Origin of the sequence: Naasia sp. SYSU D00057, from assembly GCF_017916505.1 — a bacterium.
Classification (GTDB): Bacteria; Actinomycetota; Actinomycetes; order Actinomycetales; family Microbacteriaceae; genus Naasia.
The window spans coordinates 41892-67290 of sequence record NZ_JAFMSZ010000004.1 but is presented as its reverse complement, the minus strand read 5'-3'; the positions used below and the strand labels follow the sequence as shown (position 1 = coordinate 67290).

Sequence of the window (25399 nt, the reverse complement as noted above, 5' to 3'; positions counted from 1 at the left end):
AGGCGCGCGGCGACTGGGTCTTCCTCACCCTATCAGAGGGGGAGTTCGACCCGGGACGGGGGGTCAGTCGATGCGGCGGTCCGGGGGCAGGTCGCTCACGATGGGGACCCGGGTGCGGGACACGACGAGCACGTCGACGACGAGCGAGCCGATGATCCCGATGACGAGGGTGAGGAAGAGCACGCGCGCGTCGAGCCAGGTCTGGTCGCGGAGCACCACGGCGAGCACGAGGAAGACGACGAGCTTCAGCACGAAGCTGCCCATCACGACGCCGAAAAAGATCGCGGGATAGGCGTCGGAGCCGGCGAAGCGGTTGGCGAGCAGGATGCTGCCCGCGGTCGCGCCGAGGAAGACGAAGGCCATGGCGGCGCCGAGGAGCGCTCCGACGAGGCCGGGGCCGCCGGAGACGGCGTAGCCGATCGGTGCGCCGACCACGGCGACGGCCACCGCGAGGATGCCGCCGCCCACGAGGGCGCGCCGCATCACGGCGTTGGAGCTCGGGCGGGAGGGCGCGGTCATGAGCCGCCTCTCTTCTTCGGCGGAGCGAAGCGCTCCGGCGCGGGGATGATGTCGATGGGCGCGGTCGACGCCTTGTCGAGCGGGTCGAGCTGCGCGGGCGCCTCGCCCGGCGGGGCCGACTGCACGGCCGCCTCCACCGCCTTGCGGCGGGACAGCGGCGCGAGCGTGAGGGCGGTGCACAGCACGAGCCCCACCACGAGGAACGCGACCGCCCAGCCCCAGGGCCGGACCACCCAGAAGAGCAGCAGTCCGACGGCCACGACGGCGGTCCAGGAGTAGAAGATCAGCACGGCGTGCACGACGCTGTGCCCCATGTCGAGGAGCCGGTGGTGCAGATGCTGCCGGTCCGCGCTGAACGGCGACTTCCCGGCCCGCAGCCGGCGGGTGACGGCGAGCGCGAAGTCGAGGAACGGCACGACGAGGATCGCGATCGGCAGCAGGATCGGCAGGAACGCGGGCAGCAGCGACGCGCGGCCGAACCCCGAGAAGGTGGCCGGGTCGATCTGGCCGGTGACCGCGATCGCGGAGGTCGCCATCAGGAGGCCGACGAGGTACGCGCCCGCGTCGCCCATGAAGAGCTTCGCCGGGTGCCAGTTGAGCGGCAGGAAGCCGACGCAGGCGCCGATCACGACGGCCGAGATCAGCGATGCGAGGTTGAAGTAGTTGGTGGGGCTCGTGATGACGACGAGCAGGTAGCTGTAGAGGTAGAAGACGCCGTTCGCGATGATCGCGACGCCGGCGACGAGCCCGTCGAGGCCGTCGATGAAGTTCACCGCGTTCATCACGAACACGACCGTGAAGACGGTCAGGATGAGCGACATCCAGGACGAGCCGACCGTGAGCTGACCGAGCGGGAGCGTCGTGATGGCGACGCCCTGCCACGCGAGAACCCCGCCCGCGAGGATCTGGCCCGCGAGCTTGATCATCCAGTCGAGGTCGAAGAGGTCGTCGATCACGCCGATCGCGACGATGATCGCCGCCGCGCCGATGATGGCCCAGATCTTGCCGGGCTCCGCGAACACGAGGCGGAAGAACGGGATCTGCGAGGCGACCGCGAGGGCGATCGCGACGCCGCCGAACATGGCGACGCCGCCGAGCCGCGGGGTGGGGCGGGTGTGCACGTCGCGGTCGCGGATCTGCGGGTGCAGGCGGTACCTGAGGCCCACGCGGAGGACCACGTGCGAGAGGACGAACGTGACGACCGCGGCGAGCAGGCCCATCAGGGCGTAGGTGGTCACTCGGGGCCGCCGAGGGCGTCGCCGGCGACGGCGCGGAGCTGGTCCTCGCTCAGGGCGCCGGAGCGCACGATGCGGAGCGGTCCGGTGCCCGCGGCGAGGGCCGTCGCATCGACGATCGTCGAGGGCACGCTGCCGGGGGTCGCTCCCCCGTCGAGGTAGACGGCGATGGAGTCGCCCAGCTGCTCGACGGCCTCGGCCGCGGTCGTCGCCGCGGGCTCGCCGGTGCGGTTGGCACTCGACACCGCGAGCGGACCGGTCTCGCTGAGCAGCTCGAGGGCGATCCGGTTGTCGGGCATCCGGAGCGCGACCGTGCCGCGGGTCTCCCCCAGATCCCAGACGAGAGACGAGCGCGCGGGCAGGATCACGGTGAGCGGTCCCGGCCAGAAGGCCGTCACGAGCTCGCGGACGACGGGCGGCACGGTCTCGGCGAGGGCGTCGAGGGTCGGCACGCCGGGCACGAGCACGGGCGGCGGGGACTGGCGGCCGCGGCCCTTCGCATCGAGCAGACGCTGCACGGCGTCGGGTGAGAACGCGTCCGCCGCGACACCGTAGACGGTGTCGGTGGGGAGGACGACGAGTTCGCCGCGACCGATGGCGCCCCGCGCGAGACGCATGCCGGGCAGGAGTTCGGACTCGGCGGAGCAGTCGAAGATGCGCGCCATGACGCATCGATTCTAGGGCGTGGGATGTCGGCCCCTCCGCGGCCCGCGCGGCGTCTCCGCTCCCGGCGGCAGAAACGTCCTCCCCGCGGGGAGAACGACACCCGCGGCGAGGACGTCTCACCCGCGGTGAGAAGCGGGCCCGGGCGCGCGGAACGCCGGAAGGGCGAAGGCCGCGAGGGCCAGCACAGCGAAGGCCCCGGCGCAGGCGGCGATCGCGATCGGGGCACTGGACGCGGCGATCGCGGCGCCGATCGCGACCGGCGCGAGGGGGGCCGGAGCGCCCACCACGAGGCTCAGCGTCGACTGTGCCCGGCCCACGAGGTGGTCCGGGCAGCGCTCGGAGAGGGCGCCGAACAGGCTCGCACTCACGGCGGGCGCGAGAAGGAAGGCGACCGCCCCGGCAACGCCGATCGCGTAGGGCGACACCAGGGGCAGCAGGGCGAGCGTCGCCGCCGTGTCGAGGACCGCGGCCGCGCGGAAGACGGTGCCGGGCCGCCACCGGCGCTGGATCGCCGGGGTCAGCAGGGCTCCGACGAGGCCGCCGAGCGTGCTGATCGCGAACAGCACGCCGAGCTCCGCCGGTGTCGCTCCGCGCTCGCGGGCGAGGACGAGGATCGCGAGCCCGACCGCGCCGAACACGGCGGTGAGGCCCGCGACCCAGAGCCCGGCGGGCAGGAGAAGGGGATCCGAGCGCAGCCAGCGCCAGCCGCCGGCGAGCCGCTCCCCCGCAGCCGGCGCGGTCCGAAGGGGCGGCTGCACGCCGAGGACCAGCGCGAGCGAGACGAGGTAGCTGAGGGCGTCCGCCGCGAACGGGAGGGCCGGCGAGAGGCCGTAGAGGGCGCCGCCGACGACCGGGCCGAGCAGCCCGGCCAGCTGAGTTCGGGACTGCATCCGGCCGACGGCGAGGGCCCGCTCCCCCGCCGGGACCACGGAGCGGACCAGCGAGAACTCCGCGGGCCCGAATACCGTGCCGAACGCGACCTCGAGCGCGACCGCGGCGAGGATCAGCGGCAGGGTGGCCGCGCCGGTCAGCACCAGCACCGCCAGCGCGCCGACGACGGCGGCGCGGACGGCATCCGCGGCGATCATCAGGGCGCGGGGCGGCCGCCGATCGGCGAGGATCCCGCCCGGCACCTTCAGCAGCAGCGCTGCGGCGGCCTGCACTCCCCCGACGAGCCCCGCCTGCACCGGGGACCCGGTGAGGTCGAGCACGAGCAGCGGGTACGCGAGCGACGAGATGCTCGTTCCCAGCGCCGACGCCGCCTGGGAGACCCACAGCAGGGCGAATGATCGGCGCACGGTCCGGAGTCTAGGAAGCGGCGCGACATCTCCGTCAGCGCCGGCTCCCTGCCGCGACATCCGCTCGCCGCGGCGGAAACGTCCTCGCCGCGGCGGAAACAACACCCGCGGGGACGACGTTCCTACCGCGCAGAGCTACGGGCGGATCGCGGTGGTGGTGCGGTCGCGGCCGGTCAGGTCGGGCAGGGTCGCCGCGTCGCGCCAGCCGTCGGCGGTGAGGAGCGCGCGGACGTCCTCGCCCTGCAGCTCGCCGTGCTCGAGCACGAGCGTGCCGCCCGGGCGGAGCAGCCGGAGGCCGGTGCGGGAGACGATGCGGATGACGTCGAGGCCGTCCTCGCCGCCGTAGAGCGCCGCCTCCGGGTCGTGCAGCCGCACCTCCGGGTCGCGCGGGACGGCGCCGCGCGGGATGTACGGCGGGTTCGAGACGACGACGGAGACGCGGCCGTCGAGCTCGGGAAGGGCGTCGGCGAGGTCCGTGAAGACGAGCCGTGCGTTGCCGAGGCCGGTGCGGCGCAGGTTCTCGCGCGTCCAGAGGAACGCCTGCGGCGAGTTCTCGACGCCGACGACGGACGCGTGCGGCACCTCGGCCGCGAGCGACAGGGCGATCGCGCCGCTGCCGGTGCCGAGGTCGACGGCGATCGGCTCGGGCGACGGGTCCGCGCGGAGGGCGTCGATCGCCACCTGCGCGACCTGCTCGGTCTCCGGACGGGGCACGAACACGCCGGGCCCGACCGAGAGCTCGAGGGTGCGGAAAGCGGCGACGCCGGTCAGGTGCTGCAGCGGCTCGCGCGCGGCGCGGCGGTCGACGAGGCGCGCGAAGGCGTCCGCCGCCTCGGCCGGCACGGTGCCGCCCGTCAGCGCGAGCGCCTGCACCCGCCCGCGCGTGACGCCGAGCACGTGCGCGAGCAGCAGGTCGGCATCCACCTCGGCGGAGGGCACCCGCGCCCGCGTGAGCTGCTCGGCGGCGCTGCGCCGCAGCTCCTCCACCGAGCTGCCCGCTTCTGCGGCAGCTCGACGCTCACTCGCCGCGGAAGCCGGCAGGTCGGCGGTGTCAGGCATCGGTCGTGGCGAGAGCCGCCAGACGGGCTTCCTCGTCGGCCGTGATCGCGGACTGCACGATCGGCTCGAGCGCCCCGTCCATCACCTGGTCGAGGTTGTACGCCTTGTAGCCGGTGCGGTGGTCGGCGATCCGGTTCTCCGGGAAGTTGTAGGTGCGGATGCGCTCGGACCGGTCGACGGTGCGGATCTGGCTCTTCCGCGCCGCGGACGCCTCGGCCTCGGCGGCCTCCTGCTGGGCGGCGAGGATGCGGGCGCGGAGCACGCGCATCGCCGCCTCGCGGTTCTGCAGCTGGCTCTTCTCGTTCTGCATCGACACGACGATGCCGGTCGGCAGGTGGGTGATCCGGACCGCGGAGTCGGTCGTGTTGACCGACTGGCCGCCGGGCCCGGACGAGCGGAAGACGTCGATCTTGAGGTCGTTCTGGTTGATCGCGACCTCCTCGGGCTCGTCGACCTCGGGGAAGACGAGCACTCCGGCGGCGGAGGTGTGGATGCGGCCCTGCGACTCCGTGGCGGGCACGCGCTGGACGCGGTGCACGCCGCCCTCGTACTTGAGGTGCGCCCACACGCCCTGCGCGGGGTCGGAGGAGCCGCCCTTGATGGCGACCTGCACGTCCTTGTAGCCGCCGAGGTCGCTCTCGGTGCGGTCGAGGAGCTCGGTCTTCCAGCCCTTCGACTCGGCGTAGTGCAGGTACATGCGCAGCAGGTCGCCCGCGAAGAGCGCCGACTCGGCGCCGCCCTCGCCCGCCTTGATCTCCATGATCACGTCGCGCCCGTCGTCCGGGTCGCGCGGGATGAGGAGTCGGCGGAGACGCTCCTGCGCCGCCGCCAGCCTCTCCTCGAGCTCCGGGATCTCCTCCGCGAAGGACTCGTCCTCGGCGGCGAGGTCTCGGGCGGCCGCCAGGTCGTCGGTCAGCTCCTGCCACGTCGCGTGGGCGGCGACGATGCGGCTGACCTCCGCGTAGCGGCGGTTGACCCGCTTCGCCCGCGCGGCGTCAGCGTGCAGCGCGGGGTCGCCGAGCTGCTCCTGCAGCTGCTCGTGCTCGGCGAGCAGCGGGGCTACCGACTCGAACACGCGTCAGCTCTCGCGGTGGTGGCCGTTGCCGTTCCCGCCCGCACCCGGCAGCGACTTCTGGATCTGCATGAGGAACTCCACGTTCGAGGAGGTCTCCTTCAGCTTGCCCAGGACGACCTCGAGGGCCTGCTGGGTCTCGAGGCCCGCGAGGGCGCGGCGCAGCTTCCAGGTGACCTTGACCTCGTCCTCGCCCATCAGCATCTCCTCCCGGCGGGTGCCGGAGGCGCTGACGTCGACGGCGGGGAAGATCCGCTTGTCGGCGAGGTGGCGCGAGAGTCGGAGCTCCATGTTGCCGGTGCCCTTGAACTCCTCGAAGATCACCTCGTCCATCTTCGAGCCGGTCTCGACGAGCGCGGTGGCGAGGATGGTGAGCGAGCCGCCGTTCTCGATGTTGCGCGCGGCGCCGAAGAAGCGCTTCGGCGGGTAGAGCGCGGCGGAGTCGACGCCGCCCGAGAGGATGCGGCCCGACGGCGGCGCGGTGATGTTGTACGCGCGGCCGAGGCGGGTGATCGAGTCGAGCAGCACGACGACGTCGTAGCCCAGCTCGACGAGGCGCTTGGCGCGCTCGATCGCGAGCTCCGCGACGGTCGTGTGGTCCTCGGCGGGCCGGTCGAAGGTGGAGGCGATGACCTCGCCCTTCACCGTGCGCTGCATGTCGGTGACCTCCTCGGGGCGCTCGTCGACGAGCACGACCATGAGGTGGACCTCGGGGTTGTTCTTCGCGATCGCGCCGGCGATCGCCTGCAGGATCAGGGTCTTGCCGGCCTTCGGCGGCGAGACGATGAGGCCGCGCTGACCCTTCCCGATCGGGGCGACGAGGTCGATGATGCGGGTGGACAGCTTGGCGGGGTCGACCTCGAGGCGCAGGCGCTCCTGCGGGTAGAGCGGGGTCAGCTTGCCGAACTCGACGCGGTTCGCGGCCTCGTCGACGGGCAGCCCGTTGACGGAGTCGATCTTGACGATCGCGTTGTACTTCTGGCGTCCGGCCTCGCCGTCGCGCGGCTGGCGGATGGCGCCGACGACCGCGTCTCCCTTGCGCAGGTTGTACTTCTTGACCTGGCCGAGGGAGACGTACACGTCGCTCGCACCGGGCAGGTAGCCGGTGGTGCGCACGAAGGCGTAGTTGTCGAGCACGTCGAGGATGCCCGCGACGGGGATGAGGACGTCGTCCTCGCTGATCTCCGGCTCGAACTCGTCGCCGCCCTGGCCGCGGCGCTTGCGGTCGCGGTAGCGGCTGCGGCCGGAGCGCTCCTGGCGGTCGTCCTGCTGGCCGTTCTGGGCCTGCTGGGCGCGGTCGCCCTGCTCCTTCTGCTGCTGGCGGTCGCCCTGGAGGCTCTGGCGGTCGCCCTGGTCCTTCTGCTGGGCGCGATCGCCCTGCTGCTGGGCGCGGTCGCCCTGCTGCTGGCGGTCGCCCTGGTCGCGCTGCTGGCGGTCGCCCTGCTCCCGCTGCTGGCGGTCGCGGTTGCGGCCACGGCGGCCGCGTCCCTCGCCCTGCTGGGCGGGCGCCTCGTCGGCGCTCTCGGGGTGGGTCCCGTCGTGCTGGCCCTCCTGCGGGGCGTCGTCGGTCGACGCCTCCTCGGCGGTGGCCTCGATGTCCTCGGTGATGCCGGTCACGCCGCGGTTGACGTGGTCGGCGGCGCTCTTCGGCGCGGAGGTCTCGGCCTCCTGCGCGGCCTGCGGCGCGGCGGCGACGTCCGCGCTCGTGGCCCGGCGACCGCGACGGCGCGGGGCGGGGGCCTTCTCGGCGGCGGGGGCCTCGTCGGCGGCGGGAGCGCCGGACACGACGGGCTCGGCCTCGGCGACCGGCTGCTCGGCGGTGGTCTGCTCGGTGCCGGTCTGCTCGGTGCCGGTCTGCTCGGTGCCGGTCTGCTCGGTGGCGGTCTGCTCGACCGGGGCCTGCTCGGCGGCCGGCTCCTCCGCGTCGGCGGCGGGCTCGCCCGTGACGACGGCCTCGGCGGGCGCCTCGACGACGGGCTCCTGAGCGGCCGGCTCCTCGGCGGGCGCGGCGAGCTCCTCGGCGACCGGCTCGTCGGCCGGCGCCGCGGGCTCCTCAGCGACGGGCTCCTCGGCGGCGGGCGCCTCGGGCTCCTCGGCGGGCTGCTCGCCCTCGGCGGCCGGCTGCTCCGCCGGCTCGGCCGGGGTCTCGGCCTGCTCGCCGCCCGGCTGCTGCCCGGCGCTGTCCTGCTCTGCGGTGTTCTGATCTTCGGCCTGCACGTCGGTGCCGGCCTGTGCGTCGGAGATGGCTGCCACGAGTTCTCCCTTTCGGAGTCGGGTCGTGTTCCTGATGCCGAGCGCGGCGGCGATGGCCTGCAGTTCCGCGAGGCGCAGGGCCGTCAGCGGGGCCGCAGGCGCGGCGCTGATGTCGACATCAGTCACGAAGAAGGTTTCCTTGGTCCCAAGATCGGGTTGCGCACCGCGTCCCGGATCTATCCAGTCGGGACGCTCGCTGACCCACGGGTTGCGAATCTCATCCGGCGAGCCGCCCTCGGAAGGCGGGCGGCGCTAGGAAGACAGCGTCGATCGCACCGGATGCGGCACAACTGTAGCACCCTTGAAGTCGACGGCCAGCATCAGCGGCTCCCACGCCGTGTCGGCGTTCGCGCGCACGAGCTCTGCGGCTTCGAGCCGCTGGCCGGGGCTGCTGCCGAGCACGAGGAGGGACGGGCCGGCGCCGGAGACGACGGCGGCGTAGCCGTGCGAGCGCAGCATCGTGACGAGCCGGTCGGTCTCGGGCATGGCGGCGGCGCGGTAGCTCTGGTGCAGGCGGTCCTCGGTGGCGGCGAGCAGCAGCTCGGGGCTCTGCACGAGCGCGGCGACGAGGAGGGCCGATCGGGAGACGTTGAAGATCGCGTCAGCGTGCGGCACGGACTCGGGCTGCAGGCCGCGGGCGAGCGCGGTCGACATGGTGGCCTCGGGCACCATCACGAGCGGCGAGACGCCCCGGTGCACGATGAGCTTCTTGTGCTGCGGGCCCTGCTGGCTGACCCAGGCGATCGTCAGGCCGCCGAAGAGGGCGGGCGCGATGTTGTCGGGGTGCCCCTCGAGCTCGGTGGCGAGGGCGAGCAGCTGGTCGGCGTCGAGGTCGACGTCGCCCTCGAGCAGGCCCTTCGCGGCCATGACGCCCGAGACGATGGCGGCGGCGGACGAGCCGAGGCCGCGCCCGTGCGGGATGACGTTGCGCGCCACGAGGCGGAGGCCCGGCAGCTCGCGGCCGACGGCGGCGAACGTGTGCGCGATGGAGCGGGCGACGAGGTTCGTCTCGTCGGTCGGCACCTCGCCCTCGCCGACGCCGTGCACCTCGACCTCGACGCCTGGCTCGTCGACCGCGGTGACGGTCAGCTCGTCGTAGAGGGAGAGGGCGAGACCGAGGGTGTCGAAGCCCGGCCCGAGGTTCGCGGTGGTCGCGGGGACGCGGACGCCGACCGTCTTGCCGTCGTAGCGGCTCATGCGGCGCTTCCCGCGCCGAGGCCGAGGAGGCCGGCGATGGCGGCGGCGTCGACGGGCACGCTCGTCGGGGTCACGTCGGAGCCGTCGGCGGCGCGGAGCGCCCACTGCGGATCCTTGAGGCCGTGCCCGGTGACCGTGAGGACGACGGTGGACCCCTTCGGAACCACACCCGCGTCGGCGCGCTCGAGGAGGCCGGCGACGCTGATCGCGGACGCGGGCTCGACGAAGATGCCGACCTCGGCGGAGAGGATGCGGTGCGCCTCGAGGATCGCGGCGTCCTCGATGGCGCCGAAGTAGCCGTCGCTGTCGTCGCGGGCGGCGAGGGCGAGCTCCCACGAGGCGGGGTTGCCGATGCGGATCGCGCTCGCGATGGTCTCCGGGTGCCGCACCGGCTCGCCGAGGACGATGGGCGCACTGCCGGCGGCCTGGAAGCCGAACATGCGGGGCAGGACCTGCGTCTCGCCGCGGTCGAGCTCCTCGCGGTAGCCGCGGTGGTAGGCGGTGTAGTTGCCCGCGTTGCCGACCGGGATGAAGTGGAAGTCGGGGGCCTTGCCGAGCGCCTCGACGACCTCGAACGCCGCCGTCTTCTGGCCCTCGATGCGGTCCGGGTTCACCGAGTTCACGAGGTGCACCGGGTAGTTGGCGGCGAGGTCGCGGGCGAGGTCGAGGCAGTCGTCGAAGTTGCCCTGCACCTGCAGCAGCTCGGCGTTGTGCGCGATCGCCTGGCTCAGCTTGCCCATCGCGATCTTGCCCTCGGGCACGAGCACGGCGGCGGTGATGCCGGCGTGGGTCGCGTACGCCGCGGCGGAGGCGGAGGTGTTGCCGGTCGAGGCGCAGATCACGGCCTTCGCGCCGTGCTCCAGCGCCTTCGAGATCGCCATCGTCATGCCGCGGTCCTTGAAGGACCCGGTCGGGTTCATGCCCTCGAACTTCACCCAGACGTCGGCGCCGGTGCGCGCGGAGAGCGCGGGCGCGGGCAGCAGCGGGGTGCCGCCCTCCCCGAGCGTGACGATCGGGGTCGCCTCGCTCACATCGAGCCGGTCGGCGTACTCGCGGATGACGCCGCGCCACTGATGCGCCACGCTCACTCCCCTTCGATTCGGAGGACGGATTGGACGGCGACGACGGCGTCGGAGGCACTGAGCCCCGCCACGGTCGCGGAGAGCGCGGCCTCCGTCGCGGTGTGCGTGCCGATGACCAGGGTAGCGGTGCCCTCGACGGCGGGCGCGGCGACGGTCTGCTCGACCGTCTCGACGCTGACCCCGTGCTCGCTGAAGATGCCGGCGATCTCGGCGAGGACGCCGGGACGGTCGGCCACGGCGAGGGTGATGTTGTACTGCGTGCTCACCCGCGAGATGTCGAGGACGGGCAGGTCGGCGCCGACCGACTCGGCGACGCCCGGCCCGCCGACGACGTGCCGGCGGGCGGCCGAGACGAGGTCGCCGAGCACCGCGGACGCGGTCTCCAGTCCCCCGGCGCCGGCGCCGTAGAACATGAGGCTTCCGGCCGCCTCGGCCTGGACGAACACCGCGTTGTTGGCGCCGTGCACCGCGGCGAGCGGATGCGCGGCGGGCACGAGGGCGGGGTAGACGCGCGCGCTGACCCCCTCGCCGTCGCCGTCCGAGAGCCGCTCGCAGATGGCGAGCAGCTTGACGACGTAGCCGGCCTTGCGGGCGCTCTCGACCTGCGCGAGCGTGACGCCCGTGATGCCCTCCCGGTACACCGACTCGACCGGCACCCGGGTGTGGAAGGCGAGCGTCGCGAGGATGGCGGCCTTCTGCGCGGCGTCGTGGCCTTCGACGTCGCCGCTCGGGTCCGCCTCCGCGTAGCCGAGCTGGCGGGCGGCGGCGAGCGCGGTCGCGAAGTCCTCGCCGGAGGTGTCCATCCGGTCGAGGATGAAGTTGGTGGTGCCGTTGACGATGCCGAGGATGCGCTCCACTCGGTCGCCGGCGAGGCTGTCGCGCAGCGGCCGGATGATCGGGATCGCGCCGCCGACCGCGGCCTCGTAGTAGAGCTGCGCGCCCACCTGCTCGGCGAGGTCGAACAGCTCGGCGCCGTGCAGCGCGAGCAGCGCCTTGTTCCCGGTGATGACGTCGGCGCCGGAGGTGAGCGCGTGGATGATGTACTCCCGCGCCGGCTCGATGCCGCCGATCAGCTCGATGACGATGTTCGAGCGGAGGATCAGCTCGCGCGCATCCGTCGTGAAGAGGTGCTTCGGGATGTCGGCGGCCCGCTCCGCGTCGAGGTCGCGGACCGCGATCCCCGCGAGCTCGAGCCGTGCACCGGTGCGCGCGGCGAGCTCGTCGCCGTGCTGGAGGAGCAGCGACGCGACCTGGCCGCCCACCGAGCCGGCCCCGAGCAGGGCGATGGACAGGGTGCGGTACGGGGTCACGGAGCCTCCTGGGCGGCGGGGGTTGCGTCGGCGTCACGGCGGAGCAGATCCGCGATCGTCTCGCCCCGCACGAGGAGGCGGGACGAGCCGTCGCGGACGGCGACGACAGGCGGACGGCCGAGGTGGTTGTAGTTGCTCGCGAGGGACCAGCAGTAGGCGCCGGTCGCCGGCACGGCGAGCAGGTCGCCGGTGCGCACGTCGCCCGGCAGGTAGTCGGCGTTCACGACGATGTCGCCGCTCTCGCAGTGCTTGCCGGCGACGCGGACGAGCGCCGGCTCGGCCGAGGACTCGCGGGAGGCGATGCGGACCGAGTACTCGGCCCCGTACAGCTCGGGCCGGGGGTTGTCGCTCATCCCGCCGTCGACGCTCACGTAGCGCCGCACCGCGGAGCCGCCGTCCGTCTCGACGCGGACGTCCTTGATCGTGCCCGCCTCGTAGAGCGTGACGCCGGCCGGGCCGATGATCGAGCGGCCGGGCTCGATGGCGACCACGGGGACCGGGATGCCGAGGCGGGCGCACTCGGCTCCGACGATCTCCGCCATCCCCCGGGCGATGTCGCCGATCGGAGCCGGGTCGTCGGCGACGGTGTAGGCGATGCCGAAGCCGCCGCCGAGGTTGAGCTCGGGCACCGGGCCGCCCTCGAGCAGCTCGGCCTGCAGCTCGAGCAGGCGGCGGGCGGCCTCGCCGAAGCCGGCGGTGTCGAAGATCTGCGAGCCGATGTGCGAGTGCAGGCCGAGGAACGTGAGGTTCGGCTCGGCGCGGATCGCGGCGACGATCTCGGGGATGTCCTGCACGGGCAGGCCGAACTTCTGGTCCTCGCGCGCGGTGGCCAGGAACTCGTGGGTCGAGGCGTGCACGCCGCTGTTGACGCGGATCCGCAGGCCCTGGCGCACCCCGCGCTCGCGGGCGGCGCGCAGGACGTGGTCGAGCTCGGCCCGGTTGTCGAGGATGATGCTGCCGACTCCGGCCTCGACGGCCGCCTCGATCTCGCGCACCGACTTGTTGTTGCCGTGGTAGCCGATCCGCGCCGGGTCGAACCCGGCGGCGAGGGCGACCGCGAACTCGCCGTCGCTCGCGACGTCGAGCCGCAGCCCGAGCTCCTGCATCCAGCGGGCGACCCCGACGGAGAGGAACGCCTTGGCGGCGTAGTACACCTTCACGGTGGTGCCGATGCCGGCGAACGCGTCCGTGAACACGCCGAGGATCTCGGCGGCGCGGCGGCGCGCATCCGCCTCGTCCACCACGTAGACGGGCGTGCCGTAGGTCGCGGCCAGCTCGCTCGCGCGGATGCCGCCGACGGTCAGCTCGCCGCCCCGGCGGGTCGCGCTGCCCGGCCAGATGGCGGGATCGAGCGAGTTCGCGTCGGCGGGCACGCGCAGCCAGGCGGGCGCGAGCGGATTGGTGGTGGGGGAGGTCACGAAAGCTCCGGTGGTGTCGGGAAGGCGAGCGAACCCGGATTGGTCCCTGAAGCCGATGTGATCGCGGAAGATCCTACCGAACGGCGGCGCGCCGTCAGGTGCAGGCCCCGCGCTGAGCGAGCCCCTGCTCGGTGAGCACGACGTCCTCGCCCGAGAAGGTGACGCGGGCGGAGCCGTCGCCGACCTGCAGCGAGTCGAGCACGATGGTGTCGGGCAGGTACTCGGCGAGGCAGACGGACAGGCCGTCCGGCGCCACCCGGTCGAGGAGGGCGCTCGCGTCGAGGTCGACGTCGCCGCTGCGGACGGCGGCCGAGGTCGGCACGAGGTCGAGCCGACCGCCCTCGAGGTTGGGCCGCGCGGTGATCTCTTACTCGACCGTCGCACCGAACAGCTGGGCGTCGTCGGTGTACACGATGCCGCCGTCCGCGATGGCGGCGGTGCCGGGATAGCCCTGCGCGGTGAGGATCGCCTGCACCGCTCGCTCGTCGAGCCGGACGCTGCCGGTCGCGCGCTCGACCGGCTGCGAGCGGTCCACCGGCACTCCCTCGAGCTCCACCCGCGCCTCGACGGGAACCCCCTGCACCTCGAGGTTCTCGGAGGTGAGGCGCACGTCGTCCAGGCGGCCGCTCAGGTACTGGGCGACGAGGGAGACGCCGCCCAGGCGGGCGTCGACGTCGCCCTCGACGCCCTCGGGCAGGTTCCGCTCCACCTCCTCGGCGATGTAGCCCTCCGCCCAGGCCCGGGCGGCGATGCCGAGCACGACGGCGAGGACCGCGAGGACGACCAGGACGGCCAGCGGGGCGATCAGCCAGAGACGGCGGCGACGGCGCGGGCTCGCGTCCCGATAGCGGATCGCCCGCTGCTGCTCCTCGCCGGAGGTCACATCCGCTCCGGCGCCGAGACGCCGAGCAGGCCGAGGCCGGAGCGCAGGACCTGGCCGACGGCGTCGTTGAGCCACAGCCGGCTGCGGTGCACGTCCTCGATCGGCGCGTCGCCGAGCGGGATGACGCGGCAGCTGTCGTACCAGCGGTGGTAGGCGCCCGCGAGCTCCTCGAGGTAGCGCGCGACCCGGTGCGGCTCGCGCAGCTCCGCGGCCTGGGCGAGGATGCGCGGGAACTCCTGCAGCACCCCGAGCAGCACCGACTCCGTCTCGTGGCCGAGGGTCGCCGGGTCGAAGGCGGGCTCGCCGCCCTCGACGCGGTTCACGCCCGCCGAGGCCGCGTTGCGGTCCACCGCGCACGTGCGGGCGTGCGCGTACTGCACGTAGTAGACGGGGTTGTCGTTGGTGTGCTTCGCGAGCAGGTCGAGGTCGACGTCGAGCTGGGAGTCGGCGGAGGAGCGCACGAGCGCGTACCGGGCGGCGTCCACGCCGACCGCCTCGACGAGGTCCTCCATGGTGACGACGTTGCCGGCGCGCTTGCTCATCCGGACCGGCTGACCGTCCTTGACGAGGTTCACGAGCTGCCCGATGAGGATCTCGAGGTTCACCCACGGGGTGTCGCCGAACGCGGCGACCGCCGCCATGAGGCGGCCGATGTAGCCGTGGTGGTCGGCGCCGAGCATGATGATGTTCCGCTCGAACCCGCGCTCGCGCTTGTTCAGGTAGTAGGCGAGGTCGCCCGCGATGTACGCGGCCTCCCCGTCGCTCTTGATGACGACCCTGTCGCGGTCGTCGCCGAACTCGGTGGTGCGCAGCCACACGGCGCCGTCGGCGTCGTAGATGTGGCCGAGCTCGCGGAGGCGGGCGACGGCGTGCTCGACGGCTCCGGTCTCGTGCAGCGAGTTCTCGTGGAAGTAGACGTCGAAGTCGACGCCGAAGTCGTGCAGCTGGGCCCGGATGTCGCCGAACATCAGCTCGACGCCGACCGCGCGGAACACCTCCTGCGCCTCGTCGCGGGGCAGTGCGGCGAGGTCGCCCGGGTAGTCGGTGACGACCCGGGCCGCGATGTCGGCGATGTACCCGCCGGCGTAGCCGTCCTCGGGCGTCGGCTCGCCGAGGAAGGAGGCGAGGAGGCTGCGGCTGAACCGGTCGATCTGGGCGCCGTGGTCGTTGAAGTAGTACTCACGGGTCACGTCGGCGCCCTGCGCCTGCAGGATGCGCGCGAGGCTGTCGCCCACCGCGGCCCACCGGGTGCCGCCGAGGTGGATCGGGCCCGTCGGGTTCGCGGACACGAACTCGAGGTTCATCCGCACGCCGGCGAGCGCGTCCCCGCGGCCGTACTCCCCCGCCCCGTCGACGATGGTGCGCGCGAGCCCGCCCGCGGCGGCCGTGTCGAGGGTGATGTTGATGAAGCCGGGACCGGCGACGTCCACGGCGCGCACGCCGTCGACGGCGGCGATGCCCGAGGCGAGCTCCGCGGCGAGCTCGCGGGGCGCGACACCGAGCCGCTTGCCGAAACGCATGGCCACGTTGCTCGCCCAGTCGCCGTGCTCGCGGTTGCGGGGCCGCTCGAGGGCGACCTCGGCGGGGCTCGGAGTGACGTCCGCGACCCCTCGTCGGGCCGCGGCTTCGGTGACGAGGCGGGCGACGGTGTCGGCGAGGGCGGCGGGAGTCACGGGGGTCAAGCCTAGAACGTGTGCCGGAGCGGCGCGTGCGGCGCGGACCCCGCTGACGCGCCCTCGGCGAACGGAACGCCGGGACGCACGGGCCGCGCGTCCCTCCCGGCGGAGGGGCCGCCCGTTGCTACCCTTCTGCGGATGCCGCCGGAGGCTCGCCGGCGCGACCGGCGGACGCCCCGGCGGGTGCACGGAGGGGGATCCGACAGTGGCGGTACGCGCGATCACGGCGACGGTGGTGGTGCTCGGCATGCTGAGCCTCGCGGGCTGCACGTCGAACCCGGTGCAGCCGGTGACCCCGTCGGCTTCCGGTTCGCCCGCGCCGGTCGTGGACACCCCGGGCACCGAGCCCGAGCCCACGCCCACCCCCACGCCGACCGGCCCCACGGCCACGCCGGTCACCCAGACGTGCGACGAGCTCGTCACCCTGGACGACCTCTACGAGTTCAACCCGAACTACGCGGCGAATCCCGACTACACGCCCGCGCCCGGTTCGGACGCCGAGCTCATCGCGTCCTACGACGGGGCCGTGTGCGGCTGGGTGAACCTGTCGAGCGGCGACACCGTCGAGATCGCGGTCGCCCACCTCGCCGCCGAGGACATCGAGAAGCTCCAGAACGAGCTCGTCATGACGACGCCCCCCGTGCCCACCTACGGCGGCGTCGACTACTTCGAGAACAAGGACGGCGTCGGCACCGCCAACGTCTTCTCCGGCGACTACTGGATCGTCGCCCGCTCGGTGGAGTTCTTCGAGCCCGGCGACGCCGAGTCGCTCATCACCGCGGTCAAGTCCCACCTCGGCTGACCCCCGGGCCGGCCTGCCGCCCGCGCGCCCGCCCAGCCCGGCTCGCTCCCCGCGGAATGCCCCCGCCGGAATAGGTCGGCCTGCGGCCCGGTTGGCGCGAGCATGACCGTCGCAGGAGTGCACACCATCGGCCTCATCGGGGCCGGCCGTATCGGATCCCAGCTCGCCCGTCTCGCCGTCCGCAGCGGCTACGAGGTGGTGATCGCCAACTCGCGGGGGCCGGAGACGCTCGCCGACCTCGTCGCGGAGCTCGGTGAGCACGCCCGGGCGGCGACGCCGGAGGAGGCGGCCGCCGCGGGCGACGTGGTCGTCGTCACGATCCCCCTGAAGAACATCGGCACGGTCCCCGTCGAGCCGCTCGCCGGCAAGATCGTGATCGACACGAACAACTACTACCCGCGGCGCGACGGCTCCATCCCGGAGCTCGACGACGAGTCGACCACCACCGCCGAGCTGCTGCAGGCGCACCTGCCCACCTCCCGCGTGGTGAAGGCCTTCAACCACATCGGCGCCCCCGACCTGACCACCGACTCCACCGCCCCCGGCACGCCGCACCGCCGGGCGCTCATCGTCGCGGGCGACGACCCGGTGGCCCGAGCCACCGTGGGCGGCATCATCGACGAGTTCGGCTTCGACGTCGTCGACCTCGGTCCCCTCGCCGAGGGCTGGCGCATCCAGCGCGACACCCCCGGCTACGTCAAGCGGGACGACGCGAACCAGCTGCGCGAGCACCTGGCCCAGGCCCGGCGCTACCGCGACATGTGACCGCAGGGCGGGCGCCCGGTCGGCTCCGGGGCCGGCCGGGTGCTAGCCTTGATCGGTCCCACCGAGCCCCCATAGCTCAGGGGATAGAGCACTGCCCTCCGGAGGCAGGGGCGCAAGTTCGAATCTTGCTGGGGGCGCAGAAGGAACACGAGAGGGCTCGGCTTCGGCCGGGCCCTCTCGCGTTCCCGGGCGGCTAGGGTCGGGCTACCCCGGGCCTCGCGCCCGACTACCGGAAGGACGACCCATGGCCTCGGATCTCGGCGCGGACCTGCCCGAACACCTCACCGTCGCCCGCCGGGCACAGCGCGCACTGCTCGCCGCCCGGGCCGCCGGGAAGCAGGATGCGGTCGCGGGCGTGCTGCTCACCGCGATCGCGGAGCTCGAGCAGGAGCTGATCGCCGTGCGGCACGAGATCGGCGAGACGCACTCGACCCGTTTCGCAAGCGACGGCCGGCGCCCGGTCGTCGACGACGACCTGCTCTGAGCTCACCGCCCCCAGTGGGTGATGAGCACGGTGACGATGACGCCCACCAGCACGGCGACGAAGCCGAGGAACCAGCGTGGGATGCCCGCGTGCTGCACGCGGAGCCATCGGGTGACGGCGGACAGCGGATCCATATGCCGAAGCGTATCGGCAGTGTGTTTCACGCAGGTGAAGCACCCGTCACGGAGCGACACGCCCCGCGAATCCGGCGGAACGGTGCGCCGAGTGCGCCCCGGCGCACCGACTGCGCCCGGTGCACGGGCCGCACTCGGTGTTCGCGGGCGCACTCGGCCGGACGTCGGGGTCGGATAGCCTCGGCAGGGTGAGGTTCGTCGTGGTCCCCCAGTGGCAGGGGTCCGGCTCCGCCCGGGCCATGAGGTTGGCGGACGGCGCGACCGCCATCGCGGGCGACCTGCCCTCCTCCCGCACCGTCTCGGTCGAGGTGCCGCTCGGCGCCGGTGAGGCGCTCGACACCGGGGTCGCCCGGTTCAGCTCGCTGCGGCTCGTGCACGACCGCGTCGCCGAGACCCTGAGCGGCAGCGACGAGCCGGCGATCGTCATCGGCGGCGACTGCGGGGTCGAGCTCGCCGCCGTCGAGCACGCACTGCGGAGGGACGGCGATGCACCGGCCGTCGTCTGGCTCGACGCGCACCCCGACCTCGGCGCCGTGGACGCCGCACGTCCCCGCGCCTTCTGCGGCACCGTCGCCCGCGCCATCCTCGGCGAGGGAGCGGACGGCCTCGCCGCCGACCCCGCCCTGCCCGCCGACCGGCTCGTGCTGGCCGGCACCCGCTCGATCGACGACGACGAGAGCGAGCTGATCGACGCCCGCGGCATCCCGGTCCTTCCGGTCGACGCCCTCACCGGCACCGCCCTCGCGGACGCGGTCGCGGCCACCGGCGCGACCTCCGTATACGTGCACATCGACCTCGACGTGCTCGACCCCGGCGTCCTCGCGAACGTCGCCGAGCCGCAGCCGTTCGGCGTCGGACTCCCCGAGCTCGTCGCGGAGCTGCGCGCGCTCGTCGCCCGCTTCCCGCTCGCCGGAGCCGGCATCGCCATGTTCTCCCCGGACGGCCCCGACGCCGCCTCCGAGGACCTGCCCACCGTGCTGCGGCTGCTGTCCGCACTGACGGCCGCCTGAGGAAGAAGCCGATGGACGACGAGGCCGCGCCGCGGGTGATCATCGAGCGGCGCGGCGCCGTGCTCCTCATCGGCCTCGACCGGCCCGCCAAGCGCAACGCGGCCGACCTGCGGATGCTGCAGGAGCTCGCGCTGGCCTACGGCGAGTACGCGCGCGACGACGCGCTGCGCGTCGCCGTCGTGCACGCGGCCGGAGACCACTTCACGGGCGGGCTCGACCTCGCCGACCTGGCCCCTCGCCTCGCGGACGGTCTCGACCTGATCCCCGAGGGGGGCGTCGACCCCTGGCAGCTGACCGGACCTGTGCTCGACAAGCCCGTCCTCGTCGCGGTGCAGGGCACGTGCCTCACCCTCGGCGTCGAGCTGATCCTCGCGTCCGACCTCACGATCGCGGCCGACTCCACCCGGTTCGGTCAGATCGAGGTGAGCCGCGCGATCCTGCCCTTCGGCGGCGCGACCCTCCGCTTCCCGCGCGCCGTCGGCTGGGGCGACGCGATGCGGTGGATGCTGACCGGCGAACTGTTCGACGCCGCCGAGGCGCACCGGATGGGTCTCGTGCAGGAGGTCGTGCCGCACGGCGCGCAGCTCGACCGCGCCCTGGAGCTGGCCGAGCGCATCGCGGCCCAGGCGCCGCTCGCCGTGCGCGCCACCCTCGCGAACGCCAAGCTCGCCGTGCGCGAGGGCGACCGCGCCGCCATCGAGCGGCTGCCGGGCGAGCTGGCCCGGCTCTCGGCCACCGAGGATGCGCGCACCGGCATGGCCGCCTTCCTCAGCCGCACGGCTCCGAACTACCAGGGGCGCTGACCCACCCGCGAGGAGGACGCATGACGAGGACCTACGACCTGATCGTGATCGGCGCCGGTCCCGTCGGCGAGAACGTGGCCGACTACGCGCAGAAGCGCGGCCTGTCCGCCGTGATCGTCGAGAGCGAGCTCGTCGGCGGCGAGTGCTCGTACTGGGCGTGCATCCCCTCCAAGGCGATGCTGCGTCCCGGCTTCGCCCTCGACGGCGCGCGCCGCGTTGCGGGCGCCGCCGAGGCGGTGACCGGCACGCTCGACGCCGCCGCGGTGCTGCGCCGCCGCGACTCGTTCGTGCACGACTGGGACGACGGCAGCCAGGTGGACTGGCTGAAGGGCGCGGGCATCGACCTCGTCCGCGGGCACGGCCGCATCACCGGGGTGCGCACCGTCGAGGTGACCACCCCGGACGGCGCGACGGTGGAGCTGGTCGCGACCGCCGCGGTCGCCGTCGCCACCGGCAGCGCCGCGCTCCTCCCCGACGTGCCGGGACTGCTCGAGACGGACCCCTGGACGAGCCGCGAGGCGACGGAGGCGAAGTCGGTCCCCCGCTCGCTCGCGATCCTCGGTGGCGGCACCGTCGGCGCGGAGATGGCGACCGCCTACACGGCCCTCGGCAGCGAGGTGACCCTGCTCGCCCGCAGCACGGTCCTCAGCGCGCTGGAGCCCTTCGCGGGAGAGCTGGTCACCGATCAGCTGCGCTCGGCGGGCGCCACCGTGAAGACCGGCGTCAGCGCCGTGCGTGCGGAGCGGACCGCTTCCGGCGTCACCCTCGAGCTCGACGACGGCACCTCCGTCACCGCGGACGAGCTGCTGGTCGCGACCGGACGCCGCCCGCGCACCGACGACCTGGGCCTCGGAAGCGTCGGGCTGGAGGACGGCTCCTGGCTCGACGTCGACGACACGCTGCTCGTCCGGGCGGGAACGAACGACGGCGACCCGTGGCTCTACGCCACGGGCGACGTCAACCGCCGCGCCCTCCTCACGCACCAGGGCAAGTACCAGGGCCGGGCCGCCGGCGAGGCGATCGCCGCCCGCGCCCGGGGACGCAGGATCGACGACGGACGCTTCGGCCTGCACGTCGCCAGCGCCGACGACGGCGCAGTGCCCCAGGTCACCTTCACCGACCCCGAGGTCGCCTCCGTCGGCAGGACCGAGAAGTCGGCGCGGGAGGCCGGGCTGCCCGTCCGCGTCGTCGACTACGACCTCGGCGCTGTCGCCGGCTCGTCGCTCGCGGCGGACGGCTACACCGGCCGCGCCCGGCTCGTCGTCGACGCCGAGCGGGAGGTCGTCCTCGGCGCGACGTTCGCCGGCCAGGACGTCGCCGAGCTGCTGCACTCGGCGACCATCGCCGTCGTCGGGGAGGTGCCGCTGCGGCGGCTGTGGCACGCGGTCCCCTCGTATCCGACGATCAGCGAGGTGTGGCTGCGGCTGCTGGAGGAGTACGGGAGGCCCGACGCATGACCACCGACACCGGCCGGCCCCCGCGGCCGCGCCCGCTGCGCGAGCTCGGGTTCCGCTACGCGACCCTCGTGGCGCTCGTCTGGGGCCTGCCCCTCTCCACCGGGCGCGTGCGCGTCGAGGGCGACCTCATCGTCCTCACCGGCCTGCCCCGCTGGGCGTTCCGCCGCGGCGGCACGACCGTGGGGCGCGTCTACCTCACTCGCGACAACGACTCCCCCGGCGTCCTCCGGCACGAGCGCGTGCATGTGGAGCAGTGGCGGCGCCTCGGGCTGTGGATGCCGGTCCTCTACCTGCTCGCGGGCACCGATCCGCTCCGCAACCGGTTCGAGATCGAGGCCGGCCTCGAGGACGGCGGCTACGTGCGTCGCGGCCGGCGCGCGTGAGGCGGCTCCCGCCGCCCGGCGACGCGTCCGGCCGGGTGGTCGTGATCACCGGCGGCAGCTCCGGCATCGGCGCCGCCGCGGCGAGGGCGATCACCACGCTCGGCGGCACCGTCGCGCTCGTCGGCCGGAACGAGGAGCGCACGCGCCGGACGGCCGCGCAGCTCGGCGCCGAGGCGTTCACCGCCGACTACGGCCGTCTGCACGAGGTGCGGGACCTCGCGGAGCGGCTGCTCGAGCGCTACCCGCGCATCCACGTGCTCGCGAACAACGCAGGCGGCATCAACCCACGCCGGGAGCGGACCGTCGACGGCAGCGAGCGCACCCTGCAGGAGTCGGTGCTCGGCGGCTTCCTGCTCACCGAGCTGCTCCTCCCCCGCCTCCTCGAGACGGCGGAGGGGGAGCCGGCGGGTTCGGTGCGGGTGGTCGCGACCGCGAGCGCCGCCAACCTCGGCGGCCGGATCCGGTTCGACGACCTGGACGTGGAGCGCCGGCCCTGGCTCGGCGGCTGGACGGCGTACAACCAGGCGAAGCTCGCGAACATCGCGCTCGCCCGCGACCTGGCCCGCCGGCTCGCGGCCACCGGGGTCGCGTCCTACTCGTTCCACCCCGGCCTCGTCCGGACCCGCTTCGGGAAGCACACGCGATCCTTCGCGGTGGCGTCGGCCCTGACCGGCGGGCGCTACGGCATCAGTCCCGAGCAGGGCGCCGAGCCTCTGGTGCGGCTCGCCACGGCACCGGACGTCGGCTCACCGACGGGCACCTACTTCACCCGGCTGACCGCGGACGGCCCGACCTCGCCGCAGGCACGGGACGCGACGGTCGCGCGCCGTCTCCGGCGGGTCGCAGAGGAGCGGACGGGCCTCAGGCCGCTTCGGCCCGGCCCTCCCGCCAGTACCCCATGAACGCGACCTGGCGGCGGTCGAGGCCGCACTCGCGCACGAGGAATCGGCGGAGGTCCTTGATGACGCCCGCCTCGCCCGCCATCCAGGCGTAGAGCGCGGCGGTCGGCGGCTCGACCGGGGTCTCCCACAGCACCGACGAGTCGATGTCGATGTCGGCGAGCTCCTCGCGTGCGGCGGCCTGCGCGGCGGCGGCCAGGTGCCCGGCGATCCACTCGCGGACGGCGGGCTCGAGGACGGCCCCGACAGGTGCGCCGTCCCGGCACAGCCAGGTCACCGAGACCGAGGCCGGCACGTCGAGCAGCAGCGCGTCGTCGGTGCACGGCACCTCGAGGATCGCGGTCGCGGGGGTGCCGGCGGGCAGCGACTCGAGGATCGCCGAGATGGCGGGCACCGCGGTCTCGTCGCCGACGAGGAGCAGGCTCGTCGCCGAGCCCGGCTTCCACTCGATGCCGACGGTCGGGTCCTCGCTGCGGGAGTCGGGGCCGACGATCACGAGCTCGTCCCCCACCTCGGCGCGGCGGACCCAGGCGGATGCGGGTCCGATGTCGCCGTGGGCGGCGAAGTCGACGTCGACCTCGCCCTGCTCGGGGCGGACGGCGCGCACCGTGTAGGTGCGCAGCGGGTTGCGGTGCGAGTCGGGGAGCTCCCGCCAGCGCACGTACCAGTCGCCGCTCTCGAGCACTTCCGGGTCGTCGACGCCGAGGTGGTCGTAGCCGAGGCCGGGCAGAGGCAGCAGCAGCTTGACGCGCTGGTCGAGTCCGGCGGTGCCGAAGTCGACGAGGTCCGGGCCCGCGAACGTGACGCGGAAGAACGAGGGGGTGAGCCGGTCGATGCGGCGGACGCTGACCCGGAACGGCCGATACGCGGGGCGCGGCCGCGCCGGGGCGAGCGAGGTAAGCATTGCCTAACCTTACCTCGCGCACCTCCGTGTGCAACAGGAGATCCGCACCTTCCGGTGACCTCTACCAGTGCGGCGGGTGCCGGCGCTGCCAGCTGAGGCGGCGCTCCAGCTGACGGCCGATGGACACGAGCACCGCCTCTCCCCCGGGCCGCCCGATGAGCTGGACCCCCATCGGCAGCCCCTCCTCGGTGGTGGCGACGGGGAGGACGATGGCGGGCAGGCCGGTCGCGTTCACGAAGGACGTGAACGGGGTGTACTGCACCTGCTGCTCGAAGTTGCGCGCCCCGTCCTCGAGGTCCCACCAGCCGATCGGCCGCGGGGGGAGGGCGGTGGCCGGTGTGAGCACCGCGTCGAGGCGGGGCCGGAGGAAGAGCCGCTCGAGCACGGCCCGCTCGTAGCGGCCGAGGGCGGCGAGGGCGCCGGCGAGGTCGGCGGCGGTGAGGGCGCGCCCGGCGCGGATGAGCCACGCCGAGAGCGGCTCCACCTCGTCGAGCGCGGCGTCGGGCACGGGCAGCGTCGCGGCCCCCGCCTGCCAGATCGTCCGGAATGCGGCGGGGTAGTCGCTCGAGTCGGGCATGCCCACGTCCTCGATGCCGTGACCCAGCTCGGTGAGCGCCTCCTCCGCGAGCCGGAGCGCGTCCCTCGCCTCGGGCGAGACGACGATCTCGTGGGCGTCGTCCCACGGGCTCTGCAGGGTGCGCCCGATCGCGAAGCGTCCCTCGCCGCGCACCGCGACCCCGAGCAGCCGCCCGGGGTCGGGCGCCCGCAGCGTCATCGGGTACTCGACCGCCTCGCCGCGGCGGGCGGTCATCGCGTCGAGGAGCATCGCGGCGTCGGGGACGGACCGGGCGAGGGGGCCGGGCACGACGAGCCCGGCGAGGCTGTCGGCGACGGCCGCCGCGGGCACCAGGCCGCGCGAGGGCTTGATCCCGACGAGTCCGGTGGCGGCGGCGGGGATGCGGACGGATCCCCCGCCGTCGCTGCCCGGAGCGAAGGGCAGGAGCCCGGCGGCCACCGCGACCGCCGCTCCGCCGCTCGACCCGCCGGCGCCGAGCCGCACGTCGTACGGGTTGCGGGCGGGTGGGCGGCCGATCGGCTCGGTGTAGGAGGGGAAGCCGAACTCGGGCGCGGTGGTGGCCCCGAGGCTCACGGCTCCCGCCGCGTCGAGCACGCGGACGATCGCGTCGGTCTCCTCCGCGAGGGTGCCGGCGAAGAAGCGTGAGCCGCCCGTGGCCGGGTGCCCGGCGCGGCGGGAGAGCTCCTTCTCGGCGAACGGGAGCCCCCACAGCTCGACCGAGTGCGGCAGTGCCGCCACCTCCCGGGCGCGCTGCAGCGCGGCGTCGGCGTCGACCCGGGAGAGGGCGCCGAGCTCGGGGTTGAGCCGCTCGATGCGGCGCAGGTAGTGCTCGGCGAGCTCGACGGGCGAGACGTCGCCCCGCTGCAGCCAGTCCCACTGGTCCTGGGCGCTGAGGTGGTGGAGCTCGAACACCTACTTGAGGCTCTTCTGCAGCAGCACCGTGCCGAGCCACCGGTCGAACTTGAACCCGACGCGGCCCATCCGGCCGATCTCGGTGAAGCCGAACGCCTCGTGCAGCCGGAGGGAGCCCTCCGCGCCCTTGTCGGCGACGACGGCGAGCATCTCCTTGAGCCCCGCCTCCCGCGACCGCTCGATGAGCGCGGCGAGCAGGGCGCGGCCGAGACCCTTGCCGGTCGCGGCCGGCCGCAGGTAGATGGAGCTCTCGACCGTGTAGCGGTAGGCGCGCTTCTGCTTCCAGGGGCTCACGAGGGCGTAGCCGAGCACCTGCTGGCTCGGCGAGACGGCGACGAGGAAGGGCATCCCGAGCTTCGCGAGGTAGGCGAACTTCGACCGCCACTCCCGGAGCGACATCGCGTCCTCGTCGAAGGTGACGACGCTGTTGGTCACGTAGTAGTTGTAGATCTCACGGACGTCGGGCAGGTCGCGCGGGGTGGCCGCCCGGATCTCGAACGAGAACGGGGCCTCCGGCTCGGGCTGCTTGCGCAGGTGCCGCGGCAGCACGCGCCGCTGCTCGTATTCCTCTTCGAGCACCTGATCCTCCGTTCCGGTCCGC

General features: G+C 73.9%; 26 protein-coding genes and 1 tRNA gene. 9 read left to right on the top strand and 18 right to left on the bottom strand.

What is annotated here, in order from left to right:
- Window positions 1–63: 63 nt before the first annotated feature.
- The 14 genes from J3P36_RS13190 to argS all read right to left on the bottom strand — a co-directional run bounded on the left by J3P36_RS13190 (window position 64) and on the right by argS (window position 15665).
- Window positions 64–519, bottom strand: a complete 456-nt coding sequence (locus J3P36_RS13190; RefSeq protein WP_210508674.1) for a hypothetical protein — start codon at window positions 517–519, stop codon at window positions 64–66.
- The gene (locus J3P36_RS13185; RefSeq protein ID WP_210508673.1) at window positions 516–1757 is read right to left on the bottom strand and encodes an MraY family glycosyltransferase; all 1242 of its coding nucleotides are present in this window, start codon (window positions 1755–1757) and stop codon (window positions 516–518) included. Before J3P36_RS13185 ends, J3P36_RS13190 begins: the two co-directional genes overlap by 4 nt.
- Window positions 1754–2419 (bottom strand): L-threonylcarbamoyladenylate synthase, encoded by a 666-nt coding sequence (locus J3P36_RS13180; protein WP_210508672.1) that lies wholly within the window; start codon window positions 2417–2419, stop codon window positions 1754–1756. The genes J3P36_RS13185 and J3P36_RS13180 overlap by 4 nt, the downstream gene beginning before the upstream one ends.
- 117 nt (window positions 2420–2536) lie before the next feature.
- Complete coding sequence (locus tag J3P36_RS13175) at window positions 2537–3718, bottom strand: MFS transporter (protein WP_210508671.1); 1182 nt, start codon at window positions 3716–3718, stop codon at window positions 2537–2539.
- A 135-nt stretch (window positions 3719–3853) separates the two neighbouring features.
- On the bottom strand, window positions 3854–4777 hold the full coding sequence (gene prmC / locus J3P36_RS13170; RefSeq protein ID WP_210508670.1) for a peptide chain release factor N(5)-glutamine methyltransferase: 924 nt from the start codon (window positions 4775–4777) through the stop codon (window positions 3854–3856).
- Window positions 4770–5852: a peptide chain release factor 1 gene (gene prfA, locus J3P36_RS13165; RefSeq protein WP_210508669.1), complete on the bottom strand. Its 1083-nt coding sequence runs from the start codon at window positions 5850–5852 to the stop codon at window positions 4770–4772. The genes prmC and prfA overlap by 8 nt, the downstream gene beginning before the upstream one ends.
- Before the next feature lie 3 nt (window positions 5853–5855).
- Window positions 5856–8228 (bottom strand): transcription termination factor Rho, encoded by a 2373-nt coding sequence (rho, locus tag J3P36_RS13160; RefSeq protein ID WP_210508668.1) that lies wholly within the window; start codon window positions 8226–8228, stop codon window positions 5856–5858.
- Window positions 8229–8354: 126 nt separating this feature from the next.
- Window positions 8355–9299: a homoserine kinase gene (gene thrB / locus J3P36_RS13155; protein ID WP_210508667.1), complete on the bottom strand. Its 945-nt coding sequence runs from the start codon at window positions 9297–9299 to the stop codon at window positions 8355–8357.
- Window positions 9296–10381, bottom strand: a complete 1086-nt coding sequence (thrC, locus tag J3P36_RS13150) for a threonine synthase (RefSeq protein WP_210508666.1) — start codon at window positions 10379–10381, stop codon at window positions 9296–9298. Before thrC ends, thrB begins: the two co-directional genes overlap by 4 nt.
- A gap of 2 nt (window positions 10382–10383) precedes the next feature.
- On the bottom strand, window positions 10384–11691 hold the full coding sequence (locus J3P36_RS13145) for a homoserine dehydrogenase (protein ID WP_210508665.1): 1308 nt from the start codon (window positions 11689–11691) through the stop codon (window positions 10384–10386).
- Window positions 11688–13109, bottom strand: a complete 1422-nt coding sequence (lysA, locus tag J3P36_RS13140) for a diaminopimelate decarboxylase (RefSeq protein ID WP_210508664.1) — start codon at window positions 13107–13109, stop codon at window positions 11688–11690. Before lysA ends, J3P36_RS13145 begins: the two co-directional genes overlap by 4 nt.
- A gap of 94 nt (window positions 13110–13203) precedes the next feature.
- The gene (locus tag J3P36_RS13135; RefSeq protein ID WP_210508663.1) at window positions 13204–13431 is read right to left on the bottom strand and encodes a hypothetical protein; all 228 of its coding nucleotides are present in this window, start codon (window positions 13429–13431) and stop codon (window positions 13204–13206) included.
- Between the two features lie 45 nt (window positions 13432–13476).
- Window positions 13477–13992, bottom strand: a complete 516-nt coding sequence (locus tag J3P36_RS16410; protein ID WP_210508662.1) for an LmeA family phospholipid-binding protein — start codon at window positions 13990–13992, stop codon at window positions 13477–13479.
- Window positions 13989–15665 (bottom strand): arginine--tRNA ligase, encoded by a 1677-nt coding sequence (gene argS / locus J3P36_RS13125; RefSeq protein WP_307807094.1) that lies wholly within the window; start codon window positions 15663–15665, stop codon window positions 13989–13991. The genes J3P36_RS16410 and argS overlap by 4 nt, the downstream gene beginning before the upstream one ends.
- A 208-nt stretch (window positions 15666–15873) precedes the next feature.
- On the opposite strand from argS, the gene J3P36_RS13120 reads away from it, so the two are divergent.
- The 4 genes from J3P36_RS13120 to J3P36_RS13105 all read left to right on the top strand — a co-directional run bounded on the left by J3P36_RS13120 (window position 15874) and on the right by J3P36_RS13105 (window position 17719).
- Window positions 15874–16470, top strand: a complete 597-nt coding sequence (locus J3P36_RS13120) for an iron ABC transporter ATP-binding protein (RefSeq protein WP_210508660.1) — start codon at window positions 15874–15876, stop codon at window positions 16468–16470.
- A 117-nt stretch (window positions 16471–16587) separates the two neighbouring features.
- Complete coding sequence (locus J3P36_RS13115) at window positions 16588–17235, top strand: NADPH-dependent F420 reductase (protein WP_210508883.1); 648 nt, start codon at window positions 16588–16590, stop codon at window positions 17233–17235.
- A gap of 65 nt (window positions 17236–17300) precedes the next feature.
- Window positions 17301–17372, top strand: a tRNA-Arg gene (locus J3P36_RS13110).
- Window positions 17373–17479: 107 nt separating this feature from the next.
- The gene (locus J3P36_RS13105; protein ID WP_210508659.1) at window positions 17480–17719 is read left to right on the top strand and encodes a hypothetical protein; all 240 of its coding nucleotides are present in this window, start codon (window positions 17480–17482) and stop codon (window positions 17717–17719) included.
- Between the two features lie 2 nt (window positions 17720–17721).
- Here J3P36_RS13105 and J3P36_RS16640 read toward each other — a convergent pair whose 3' ends face one another.
- Window positions 17722–17853, bottom strand: a complete 132-nt coding sequence (locus J3P36_RS16640) for a hypothetical protein (protein WP_282595183.1) — start codon at window positions 17851–17853, stop codon at window positions 17722–17724.
- Window positions 17854–18041: 188 nt separating this feature from the next.
- Between J3P36_RS16640 and J3P36_RS13100 the strand changes: the two genes are divergently transcribed.
- From J3P36_RS13100 to J3P36_RS13080, 5 genes are read left to right on the top strand one after another with little or no spacing between them, the layout of a single operon-like run.
- Complete coding sequence (locus tag J3P36_RS13100; protein ID WP_307807093.1) at window positions 18042–18863, top strand: arginase family protein; 822 nt, start codon at window positions 18042–18044, stop codon at window positions 18861–18863.
- An 11-nt stretch (window positions 18864–18874) separates the two neighbouring features.
- Entirely contained in the window at window positions 18875–19666 is a 792-nt protein-coding gene (locus J3P36_RS13095) for a crotonase/enoyl-CoA hydratase family protein (RefSeq protein ID WP_210508658.1), read from the top strand.
- Window positions 19667–19686: 20 nt separating this feature from the next.
- Window positions 19687–21123, top strand: coding sequence for an NAD(P)/FAD-dependent oxidoreductase (locus J3P36_RS13090; RefSeq protein WP_210508657.1), 1437 nt, complete (start codon window positions 19687–19689; stop codon window positions 21121–21123).
- The gene (locus J3P36_RS13085) at window positions 21120–21506 is read left to right on the top strand and encodes a Fe-S oxidoreductase (RefSeq protein WP_210508656.1); all 387 of its coding nucleotides are present in this window, start codon (window positions 21120–21122) and stop codon (window positions 21504–21506) included. Before J3P36_RS13090 ends, J3P36_RS13085 begins: the two co-directional genes overlap by 4 nt.
- Complete coding sequence (locus J3P36_RS13080; RefSeq protein WP_210508655.1) at window positions 21503–22408, top strand: SDR family NAD(P)-dependent oxidoreductase; 906 nt, start codon at window positions 21503–21505, stop codon at window positions 22406–22408. The genes J3P36_RS13085 and J3P36_RS13080 overlap by 4 nt, the downstream gene beginning before the upstream one ends.
- Here J3P36_RS13080 and J3P36_RS13075 read toward each other — a convergent pair.
- The 3 genes from J3P36_RS13075 to J3P36_RS13065 all read right to left on the bottom strand — a co-directional run bounded on the left by J3P36_RS13075 (window position 22368) and on the right by J3P36_RS13065 (window position 25377).
- The gene (locus tag J3P36_RS13075) at window positions 22368–23309 is read right to left on the bottom strand and encodes a siderophore-interacting protein (protein WP_210508654.1); all 942 of its coding nucleotides are present in this window, start codon (window positions 23307–23309) and stop codon (window positions 22368–22370) included. The genes J3P36_RS13080 and J3P36_RS13075 overlap by 41 nt on opposite strands.
- Window positions 23310–23370: 61 nt before the next feature.
- Window positions 23371–24798, bottom strand: coding sequence for an amidase (locus J3P36_RS13070; protein ID WP_210508653.1), 1428 nt, complete (start codon window positions 24796–24798; stop codon window positions 23371–23373).
- Complete coding sequence (locus J3P36_RS13065; protein ID WP_210508652.1) at window positions 24799–25377, bottom strand: GNAT family N-acetyltransferase; 579 nt, start codon at window positions 25375–25377, stop codon at window positions 24799–24801.
- Between the last annotated feature and the right edge of the window lie 22 nt (window positions 25378–25399).